General features: G+C 47.2%; 2 protein-coding genes, 1 pseudogene and 1 riboswitch. All 3 genes and pseudogenes read left to right on the top strand.

The genetic code is table 11. The features are described from left to right. Positions 1-89 precede the first annotated feature (89 nt). On the top strand, positions 90-8,969 hold the full coding sequence (locus FHS16_RS28900; protein WP_183570801.1) for an Ig-like domain-containing protein: 8,880 nt from the start codon (positions 90-92) through the stop codon (positions 8,967-8,969). A 51-nt stretch (positions 8,970-9,020) separates the two neighbouring features. After that, positions 9,021-9,107: riboswitch (cyclic di-GMP riboswitch) on the top strand. Positions 9,108-9,787: 680 nt separating this feature from the next. After that, the gene (locus FHS16_RS28905) at positions 9,788-11,845 is read left to right on the top strand and encodes a glycosyl hydrolase 115 family protein (protein ID WP_183570802.1); all 2,058 of its coding nucleotides are present in this window, start codon (positions 9,788-9,790) and stop codon (positions 11,843-11,845) included. Positions 11,846-11,963: 118 nt separating this feature from the next. Then, positions 11,964-12,137 (top strand): annotated as a pseudogene (locus tag FHS16_RS32785) (RNA polymerase subunit sigma-70); the annotation flags it as partial. Between the last annotated feature and the right edge of the window lie 163 nt (positions 12,138-12,300).

Genomic DNA, 12,300 nt, shown 5'->3' on the forward strand with positions numbered 1-12,300 from the left:
AAAACGAATCAACTCGCACGAAATATTCCGCAAAGAAGTTACGATCAGAATTGAGTTAATTTTAATTAGATGATAGGAGGAGGAAAAAAGTGAATTCTAAAAGATTATCAAAAAAACTAGTCTTGCGTTTTCTCGCATTTGTCCTGGCATTGTTGAGTATCTTTTACCAAATGCCATTGATCCCCGCGCAGGCGGCATCACAATCCGGATCTCCCATGGAAATGAATGGCGGTACAAACCTTGATTTCTCCAGTCTTGCCGGATGGACCACAACCGGTAATGTGACTCATTTGGCCAGCGGTGGTCAAGGAGGAAGCGGGGCCGCTTCCTTAGCCGCGGATTCATCCATTTCGCAAACTATCAAAGGCATACCTCAAGGCTCGTATACCGTTTCTATATGGGCCAAAGGCACGGGGAGTACCAACGGCAACGCCGCTACAAGGATGGTAGTCAGCAATACCGGCGGACCTGAAACCGTATCGAAGATATCAAGTTATACAAACAGCAACACATTTACTGATATAGGACTAAGGACTGTTCTCGTTTATAATGGCCAAATGACCATAACGGTTTCCACCCCGTCAGGCCATACTCTAGTTGTGGATAAAATTGAAATTACCCTTGATTCAAATGATGAGAATACGATTCAAAACTGGGATTTTGAGAGTAGCTTATCGGACTGGACTACAAGCGGTGATGTGTCAGTATCCAATGATGCGGACGCAGGAGCAGGTGCTGTAAAGCTCGGTACAGGAGCTGAAATCAGCCAGACAGTCGAAGTACAACCCAACAGCAGTTACATATTAACCATGAGAGCAAAGGTCGATGTGGCCGACGCATTCAGGCAGGATCTGGTTAAAGTTCATTTGGGTGAAGGTCTTAATGTAGTGAGACTTGTCACAGGAAATCGCGTTAATCTGGGTGTGAAAAATGGCGTCACGGTTCTTAGACAAGCCCCTTCCTCAACAGAAGGCTATTCCCTGATTTCCGTTTCTTTCAAAACAGGTCCGAACGATACCCGTGTGACGATTTACGCTAACACGATATACGATCAGGCGTATAAAGATTCCGTCACGCTGTATACAACCGACACGCATGAATCTGGTGGTTTTTTAGCTGACGATTGGACTGGCAACGGGGCGAACAATTCGCACGTGGACAACTTTAACCTTTTCCGTGTCAACAGCCATTATATCAGGGGCGCAGAAGCATCGTTTTTGCCTTTAATTGAGGATAATAATGGAAAATACTTCGCTAACGGTGTTCAGCAGGATATGCTCCGCATTATGTCGAATCACGGGGTAAACTCTATTGCCAATATGGTATTTGTAGAAGCCGGAGCTCTCGTGTATGAGGAATCGGGCGGCAAATATGTGCAGAGATGGGTTGGCTCGAATGACGAAGAGGGCAATCCGTATCCGTTAACAATGGTACCCGGTGCCTTTGACAAGATAAGAACGGCTAACATTGGCGAGCGCGCCACGGCACTCGGTATGAGTTTTATGCCCGGCCTCCATTACAACGATACCTGGATGTCCCAGGCGCAGGCGAATACTCCTGTTTCATGGATTGAAACCAGCTATGATGGCGTCATGACGACGGCTCCTCTTGAATTGCTGAAATCGGCAGTTTACAATTACGTCTACGACTTCATGAAGGAATTAAAGGACAGGAATGTCGATGTGATCGGCGTCAAACACGGAAACGAGCAGAACAGCGGCATACTCCGGCCTATAGGCAGTGGCGCCAGTTCCAATGGACATGTACAACTTGTAAACGCCTCCATTGAAGCGGCGCAGGCGGCATATCCAGGCTTGCCGGCATCTGTCCACTCAAACAATGGATATGGTGTAAGCAACTACACTTCTTGGTTCACAAGTATAATTAACAATGGTGTGAATGTAACAGCGCAAGCGGGTACTTCATATGGCGGTCACCCCACAAGTGACACGATGTCGATCAACCGAGCCATGAACGGCAACAACACTTTACGATACAATGACCAAATCGTCGCCGAGACCGCTCACGCATTTACAAGCTATGCGCTAAACGGCAGCGCTTCCACTATGGGGATTACCAATCATTACGACAGAAACTCCCCGAACGGTCATAACGGGCAATACAACTGGCTTTTAGATTTTATACAGAGCGCATCGGATGTTCCTAATCCCTATGGGCAGATGCGTGGGTTCTATTGCTGGCCGGCAGAGTGGATTCCCACTGTAGGCGCGAACTGGTTCGAATACGGTCCGCCAGCCGAAACAGCCCGCACCCTTTTCAACAACGGCGACACGAGCATCCGGGAAATGGGAAGCGTCAAACCAGGTAAAGCGGGCGACATGATGGACAGTATGTACGCGTTCATGGCGCGCGGATGGCCCAAAGATAAGGCGGATACGATGCAGACTCCTTTGCAGGGATATGGTACGTATACCGTAGCACAAACGGATCCGACCGGAATTACTCTGACAAAGAGCAGCACGACGATAAGGGTCGGTCAGTCTGAGAAACTGCTCCCGACGATTACGCCTATGAATGAGGTTCTAACGGATAGTGAAATTCTCTGGACTTCTAGTGCCTCAGGCGTTGTCACAGTGAACAGCAAAGGTTTCGTTACGGGTGTATCGCCTGGAAGCGCCACTATCACGGCAAAAGTAGGGAACGTTTCTACTACCATCAGCGTCACAGTCAATCCCAACACGTTGGCGGACACGAATGTAGAAGGTGATTTGACACTCAATTATTCAATTAATAGCGGTTCTGCTTCTGCGATAGCAGACGGCACGACTATAAACGTCAATGTATTTGATAAAATTAGACTTACTCCATCGCTGGCGTCATCCGTAACCGATAAGGTCGTCTGGTATAAATCCAGCGATCCTGAAGTAGCTTCGTTCTTCGGTGAGACATGGCAGACTCCTCCAGGGGAGATGTTCCATCTGACCACAGCGACTGGCACCAACAACGGAGGCACTCCATTTGTGCAGCTGAATGCCAAAAAGGGCGGTACGACGACGATTACGGCGCGCAACTCCGCCGGTGAAGAGATGCTTAGCTTTGAGGTAGTATCCAATCATATTGCTGTTACAAAGGTAAACGTAAGCCCCAAGGATAATGAACTAGGTATCGGACGGACGGTGCAGCTGTCGGCAGCCATTGAACCTGCGAACGCCTCGTTATATAAGATCCATTGGAGTTCCTCTGACGAAGCGGTAGCGACCGTAAGCGACAAAGGCGTTGTAAAAGGCGTGGGACTCGGGTCAGCTATCATTCGAGCGACATCTGACGACATCGGAACTGATTTGTATGATGAGAGCACAGTCGAAGTTGTACCCCAAAAGGTTGAGTATATAGATCTCGACAAGACAACAATGACTATGCAGATAAACTCCAGCAGGACCTTGAATACAATCATTCAGCCTGTTAACGCTTACAATAAATCAGTGAAATGGGTATCAGACAATACTGCTGTAGCAACGGTGGACGAAAATACCGGATTGGTGTCAGCTCTAGGGTTAGGAACGGCCAATATTACGGCAACGACCCAAGACGGCAGCGAGCTTACCGCTTCATCTCTCGTTAAGGTCCAAGCGCATGCTATACCCCTCACGGGTATAGGCGTTGGGGAGGAGCTCAGAAGCGGGTACTACTTCAAATCAAACTATTTCTCAACATATTCTGATAGCAGCTATAATCCCAAGGTGGATGAAAATAAACCCACCTATCTTTTGAGGGTGACCTCTGCACCTGATGATGCCACCAATACCGACGTAATATGGACATCAAGCAATCCGGATGTTGTCTCAGTGGCTTTGGATGGTATGCTCACAGCGCATAAGCCTGGCTTCGCAATGATAACCGCGACCTCAGTGGAAGGCGGCCACACCGTAAACGTGCCGATATACGTGCCGACGATCAGTGAGAATTTCAATAATAGAGCCGTTGATAACACATGGGGAGATAATGGACCGGCCATTACAAATGCAAGTAGTGTTATAACCGGCGCTACCGGGGCTATGGGTGGATCAGTAAAAGAAAGTGTATCAAACACCGATGACCATTATTTGAGCTACTCTGTAAATGCCGGCGGCGACAGAGGTTCGTTAAAGACATTTTCTCCCGCTGTCAAAAATGACAAGGTTGTAGTTGATTTTGATTACAATGCAGCTAATCCTACAGGTAGTACAAACGGAGCGTATTTTGCGCTTCTGGACAACAATAAAAATATTTTATTCGGCATGGAAGCAAGGAACGGGGTGCTTAATTACAGTGCGGGTGGAAAACCATTACGGTATAATGGGCTGACTACCTCTTCAGACCCCTTAACTCTCGCCAATGCCAAACCTGTCGGAACTAATTTCAATTCATTCAATGTTTGGAATAATCTTCATATCGAACTGAACATGAAGACGAATACAGTTGACTTTACCATTACAAGAAAAGATGATCCGTCGATCACGACGTCCCATACTGGAATATCATTAGGAACTGATCATACCGGTACGCTTAACAATCTACTACTTTACGCAACTCGCAGCAGTGGCAACGTAGTTTGGAATGCGTCGATCGATAACTTTAACGTATATGCGGCGGCGCCAGTGCCCGATCAGGTGCTTTTGAATACTAAAACGGTAAATCTTGTGCCTATCGAGGGTACAATATCCTCTGAATACCAGCTTGAGGCGAGTGTTGCACCAGCCGAAGTCAGCCAAGGTATCACATGGAGTTCAAGTAACCCAAGTCTAGTAACTGTGACGGACGGACTTGTTAAACCGACAAACATGGTAGACACCGTAGGCAATATTGTGTCTGGTGAAGCTGTCATATCGGCAAGGTCAACGGAAGACTCGACCATTTTCGCTACCGCTACAGTCAAAATAGTCAATCCCACAGATATATCCTATGAATGGTTTAAGTTAACGGACACGCAGGGTAAACCTTACGAAGACGGTACTTTTGACGTGGAAACCGGAAACGAATTATTATTAACGCCCAGAGTTGGTGTCGCTGGTACCGACAGGCCGATAGCCTCGGCAAACTGGACGACCTCGACTCCTGATTTAGTCAGCATAACACCCGAGTCGAACGGTGGAGCCAATATCCGCTTCCTAGAAATGGGTGAAGCCAAGATTACAGTAACGGCTAATTTCTATTATGAGACGGATCAGGTGTTTGATGTAACATTCAATGTTTCTGGCTCCAAACTACTCGACACCTCCGCGCTCATAACCGCTATACAAAATGCGGAGGAGGCCAAAACATATGAAGACAAGTATTATAAGCAGGACACCCTTTTGGCGTACAAGACTACGGTGGAACAAGCCCAGGAACATTTAGTCGAGGCAATAACCGAAGAATGGGATTATCTATACCAAAACATCATTCACATGGATGTACAGAAATTATACGCAGCAGTTAATGCTCTGCAGTTGCTTGATGTCATTGAAGTTGAAGCGATTAAGATTAACTCCATTGCCCTCCCGTTTGCGGTTGGCATGACTAGAAACGCCAGCGCGGTCGTAACACCCGCATTTGCTACTAACGACAGGGTGGTCTGGTCATCCGGAAACAAAGCCGTTGCCACGGTTGATGAGTATACCGGTGTAATTAAAGCCGTAGGACCAGGCTCAGCAACGATCTATGCCAAAGATATTAAGGGAATGATTACCGACAGCATAACCGTTACTGTGAATGCTCTCAATAATGGAGATATTTCCTCTTACTTTGATTCTTATGCAGGAAGCGTATCGGCTGGTGGGACTCATGGTGTTAATACGCCTACTAACCCATTGCTTAACGCAAGAAATGGAACAACTAATCTCGTTTGGACAACAGGCAATAGCAACGAGTCATGGTGGATGGTGGATCTTGGTGCGGAAGCTATTATCGAGCAGATCGATATAGCCTTCTGGGGGCAGCCGAGCCGATTCGTCCTACAGGCAGCGTCAGATAGCTCAGGTCCATGGACTACTTTACATGACACCCTAGGTGAATTAGCAGCAGATGGAGGTCCAACAAATCCGGCGTCATATACCGCGCCTGCCAATACGAAAGGGCAGTATATAAGGGTAAACAACTTAAAGGCAACTGGATCTCAATGGACCGCAATGACCTATTTCAGAGCTATTGGAACTTTTGAGATTGAGGGAACGGGCGAAACGATAGATAGGTCGGCGCTTGCTGCTTTAATTAATGAAGCTTCGGATCTGAGACAACATGACTATACCACGGCTACGTGGCAGACCATGCATTCTGCGCTGGAAAATGCAAAAACAGTATTGACAAACGCGGAAGCTACACAAACCGAAATTAACGACGCCGTCACTGTGTTAGAAAACGCAATTGATGCTTTGGCTGTCAGAATTATCAATACCGTAACTGTAAATGGCGGCTCCGGTGACGGCAGCTATGAGGCAGGTGTTACCGTGACTATCGCAGCGGATGCCCCTCCTCAAGGCAAGCAGTTTAAGGTATGGACGGTAGAAGGCGACGGCGTTATCTTGGCGGATGCACAGGCTTCAAGCACCACATTCACGATGCCAGAAAACGCCTTGGAAGTAACAGCGTCGTATGAGGACGCACCAGTAGTCCCTACGATCACAACACTCTATCTAATCGGCGGCACGGTTGGTACGGACTACAGTCAGACACTTGCGGCAACCGGAAATACGCCCATTACATGGAGCATAGACAACGGCAACCTGCCGGACGGCCTAAGCTTATCGGGCAACACGATTTCCGGCAAGCCGACAGTGCTTGGAACCTTTAACTTCACAGTGAAGGCGACAAACACAGCGGGCAACGTTACACAGGCATTAAGCATTGTCATTAGCTCTACAGCAACTCTAGAGAGCGCGACCATCGGCCCTGTAACGAGAGACTTTTATCTGGATAATCCAACTGATATCGTTACGTCGATTACCTGGAATGATGCAACTATTGTCACCGGGGTAGTCATTGGTACAGATGATCTGGAATCGCCTAATGACTTTACCGTAGTCGGAAATATACTGACTATTACAGAAGATTTTTTATTGGGATTGAATCTGTCAGACGGTGATACGGTGGCGCTTAGCATCTCCTTCGATGTAGGAAATGCAACGCTAACGATTGAAGCAGAACAAAGCCCCATCTCTGGAACGGATGCTTCCTTAAGTGGTCTGACGGTGGGCGGTAGTGCCGTGAGCGATTTTATCGAAGGTACTTACATCTATAGCGTGGAACTGCCTTATGGTACCCAGAGCGGTAGTCAACCAGCTATAGTCGCCGCCATAGCTTCCGATTCAAAGGCCGCCGTCAGCATTACGCAAGCCGCGACGCTGCCCGGCAGCGCCATTGTGGGGGTAACAGCCGAGGATGGTACGACAAAGCAAACCTATATTATAAACTTTACGCTGGGAGCAGCGCCGAACACAGCACCGATCCGCAAGGCAGCGGTACCGGCTACAGCGACGGAAAGCGCGACGGTGAATCATGCCTACACCATTAATTTGGCAGCCATATTTGAAGATGCAAACGCAGATACATTGACCTACAAGGTATCGGTGAACGGAGCCGCAGACATAGGAGCCAGTGCGAATTACTCCTATACCCCGACCTCCACAGGAACGACTGCGCTGGTATTCAAAGCCAATGACGGGACGGTAGATTCCATCGACACTTATACAATGACGCTGACCGCAAACGCAGCCTCAAATGGCGGTGGCGAAGGTACGCCAACTACTCCACCAAGCACTCCGCCTGTAGGAGGAACAACGAAAACAGAAATAACGATTATAGGAAATACGGCCACTGCCACGACAACCTTTACAGCTACCGTTGACGACAGCGATAAAGCAACCGCAGCCGTTACACAGGAACAGATAAGCTATGCCATCAGTCAGGCATTGGCAGAGGTCGAAAAGCATGAAAACGTTACAGCGATAGCTATAGAAATCAAGGTAGACGCCAAGGCGGATGCCACAATCGTAGACTTTATCATACCGAAAATTGCTATGGAGTTGGTTGCAGACGGTAAAACGGATTCTCTTAAAGTATCTACTCCTTTTGCCCATATCAACTTTGATGCAGCTGCCCTCTCCACCATATACAGTGAAGCGGCGGAAGACATAAAGATAACAGCATCAAAGGTAGAAGTCTCCACCCTTTCAGCCGAAGCACAACAGGCTGTGGGAGAGCGACCGGTGTTCTATTTCAGCGTCACTAGCGGAGATAAGACAATCTCTCAATTTGGAGGCACAGTATCCGTTGCAGTACCTTATACGCCTAAAGACGGTGAGCATACAAATTCAATCGTTATCTACTATATCAACGCAGAAGGGAAATTAGAAATTGTAAACAATAGCAGCTATGACCCTGAAACAGGCATGATGAACTTCATAAAAAGCCACTTCTCACTCTATGCAATAGGTTACAGCAAGGTGGACTTCCATGATGTAGCGGCAAACGCGTGGTACAGCCAAGCCATAGGCTTTATCGCAGCGAGAGGTATCACCGAGGGGACGGGAGACGGAAATTACAGCCCTGATGCCAAGCTGACCCGTGCAGAATTCCTTGTGATGATGATGAGAGCGTACGGCATCGCTCCTGATGTAAACGGGGCAGATAACTTTGCGGACGCAGGCAACACCTGGTACACAGGATACTTGTCAGCAGCCAAGGAGTTGGGCATATCCGACGGCGTGGGCAATAACATGTTCGCACCGGGTAAGGAAATTACCCGTCAGGAAATGTTTACCTTGCTCTACAATGCGCTGAAGCTCATAGGGAGTCTACCCGAGGGAAGCTCTGGCAAAACCTTATCCGATTTCGTCGATGCAGGTGATATCGCTGAATCCTGGGCAAAGGACGCAATGACGCTGCTGGTTGAAACAGGAACCATCAGTGGCAGTGGCGGTAGGCTGTCACCGACGAGCACCAGTACCAGAGCGGAGATGGCGCAGGTCATTTATAACCTGCTGTCAAAGTAACCTGGTGGAATATAAGCGATAAAGTACCAGAGTAGTGACATCAACAGTTTAATAACCAAAAGGTAACCTGCTTAAAAGCAGGGGCGCAAAGCTATAAGGTCTAAGATGCTTTAGAACGATGATAGTCTGGCTTGCGAAACTCACGAAAGCCTGCCCTTTTTCAAGAAGGGCAGGCTTTTGTGTGCTTGGCAGTACAACGACAAATCACATTTACTCGCCCAACATATGTTACGACTTTTGATAGCTGCGGCGGAAGGCGCCGGGTGTAAGCCGTTCAAGATTTTAGAAGATTGCTCCATAATCCATCGGTAGCGCGTATTCTCATGCAGCCCCATTTCGAATCCGCATGCACGGTTTGACGGGATTCCGAGGAAGGAATCCCTCTTCTTGCCCTACTGCTAATTATTTAGACTATAGGTATTTGAAGGATGTCGGAAATATGAAAGCAAAGTAGGAGTTGTCTCATTGTTACTCTATTGATGTGATGCTTATGATGTAAGTGAGTACATGCAGTTTGAACGATTCGTTTGAAAACTGCCAGTTAACCTTGAAATTGATGTAGTTATCAGGCTTTTGAGAAAGTCATATTTATCCGAGTATTTAGTCAATCGGTAGATAAAGCCGCCTCTCAGATCGTTTCTAATTAACTTTTTCATTCCGAGATGAGAATAATTGCATAAAAATTGGTCTGTTCAAAAGTTTATGAGACTTTCTCAATTGCCTGGCTTTTGCATTTATTGCTCAGTAAACTGGAAAATCGTTGAGATCTAGATGCAGTGTTACATCTATTAGGTACATGAAAGGGGAATTCGATAACAATGATTATTGATCGACACACGACTTATCGCTTGCCTAAGAAGTTAACCTCTCCAGTACGCCATGCTTGGGAAATGGTGGGGAGGGATCTTAAATCTGTATTTGGAGAGGTGCCAAAGCTTCAACTGGACGAAGAAGCTCCAGTTGAAGTGGAAGTCCGTTATGCTCTCTTAGGGGAGTTATGCCCCGAGCATCCAGAGGCATTTTCATTTCAGTTTATCGAAGCAGATGGGGTTATGACGTTCCACATTATGGCCCACGATGACCTCGGGCTAGTATTTGGTTTGTTAGAATTTAGTCGCAGATATTTGGGAGTGGATCCGTTCTGGTTCTGGATGGACAAATATCCGGTGCGGCGGGACGAAATACACATTTCCGAAGAGAATTACGATTCTCCAGAGTCGTTTGTTCGTTTCCGAGGATGGTTCGTCAACGATGAAGTGTGCTTGATTGGATGGAAGGAGGAGTATCCCCCAGCCAAAGAAGTGTGGTATCCCGTCTTCGAAGCCTTACTGAGGTGCGGCGGCAATATGTTGATCCCCGGTACCGATCTGCCTAAACATGGCATTCATGCTGAACTTGCGTCAGAGATGGGGATATGGGTAACGCACCATCATGCAGAGCCGCTTGGCGCTGAGATGTTTCTGCGTGCATATCCCGGCAAGAAGGCTAGCTATCAAGATAATCCGGAGTTGTTCGAAGCTTTATGGGAGGAAGCAATTGAAGCACAGAAGGACCGGAAGATTGTTTGGGTTCTTTCCTTCCGAGGGCAAGGAGACCAGCCTTTTTGGATACAAGACCCTTCATTCGATACACCAGAAAAGCGCGGAGAGATGATCAGCAGAGTCGTCCGTAGGCAGTATGACATGGTTAAGCAGAAGGTTGAAGAACCGTATTGCTGTGTAGCTTTATACGGCGAGATTGCAGAATTATACAAGGCAGGTCATATCGACATCCCTGAAGATATTATGCGAATATGGGCCGATAATGGGTACGGTAAGATGGTTTCCCGTCGTCATAACAACCATAATCTGAGAGTTCCTTCACTCCCTTCGAAAGAAGACGGAGGGAAGCACGGTGTTTACTATCATGTAACGTTCCACGATCTTCAGGCATCAAATCATTTGACCCTTTTTCCCTCTCCAGCTTCATTTATCCAGCAGGAACTGGAGGATGCTTTCCATTCGGGAGCATTCTCATACCTGCTGGTGAACAGCGGTAATATTAGACCGCACGTATATACCTTGGACTTTATCCGCGAGCTGTGGAGCAAGGGTCATGCGGATTCAAAGGAGCACCTCCTTCAATTTGTATACCGTATGTACTCCGCTTGCGAAGACGAGATTACCGCGTTACATCTTGATTACGCTGAGCAGACCATTTCGTACGGCCCAAATGAAGATGATCGTGCGGGTGAGGAACTCTATCATCATCCGGCCCGTGAGATCGTCGGTCATTGGCTTCAAGGGAGAGAAGGACAACCGTTGCAGAGGCTGAACTGGGCAACGGGGGCGGTCGGTTTTGCGGAGCAGGTTGATTGGTTTAGCCGCAAATGCGCGGATGCGGTACCTAGCTGGCAGTTACTCAAAAAGCGCATCGAGCAGCTTATAACTAAGCTTCCGAACGAGGAGCAGCAAAGAATGAATGATCATCTGCTGCTGCACGTCAAGCTGCATCTATCCGGCTGCGAGGGTTTTGCAGCTTTAGGTGATTCTTATAAAGCTTACATGAATAAGGAATTTCCCGCTGCATTCGTACATGCATCGCGAGCAATGTGGTGCTATCAACAGGGATTAGAAGCTATGCAAGAAGCTGAACACGGACATTGGCACAATTTCTACCGAGCGGACTGGCTCACGAATATACAGAGCACCGTGAACAATATGGATACTTTAAGAAGATGGCTGCGTGTCCACGGAGACAGTCCGGATTTCTTTGCTTGGTATAAAAATTATCTCATGCCGGAAACGGAGAAATATATTTATTTAGAAAATACGCATCGCAATCCCTTGTCAGACGACGAGTTGGCTAGAAGATTGAAAGAGAAGTTTGAACTGTGAGGTAGAGGAATATATGTCGTACTTGACAAAGGAGCGATAGGAATGAGTATGCAAGCTCTGCGAGAACGAGGTCTCACGAATAAGATATACGGAATCGGTATCTACAGGATCATGATGCGAGAAATCTAAGATCTATAAAAACTTGGATATACTCGATGACCGCGAGAAGGAAGTCGTGATCGGCCGATTTGGGCTGGAGCATGGCGGGGATCTCGCGGAGTTATTTGTCGCGAATTGAAAAGCGGCTTTGATGAAGCAATATCATGAGTTTTATAAGGTGAAGCGGCAGTAAAGTGAGTAGTTCTCAACTAAAGAAGTGGCAATGTCAAGTTCGATCCACTTTACCGGGAAAGCGCGATTGGGATGAGGTATGCGACCAACTCTCCTGTTAACTTAATATTATTATATTGTATTAATTATTTAAGATATTCACTCCAGTTAATATAGCATATAAT

The sequence above is a fragment of the Paenibacillus endophyticus genome, assembly GCF_014192395.1.
Lineage (GTDB): Bacteria > Bacillota > Bacilli > Paenibacillales > Paenibacillaceae > Pristimantibacillus > Pristimantibacillus endophyticus.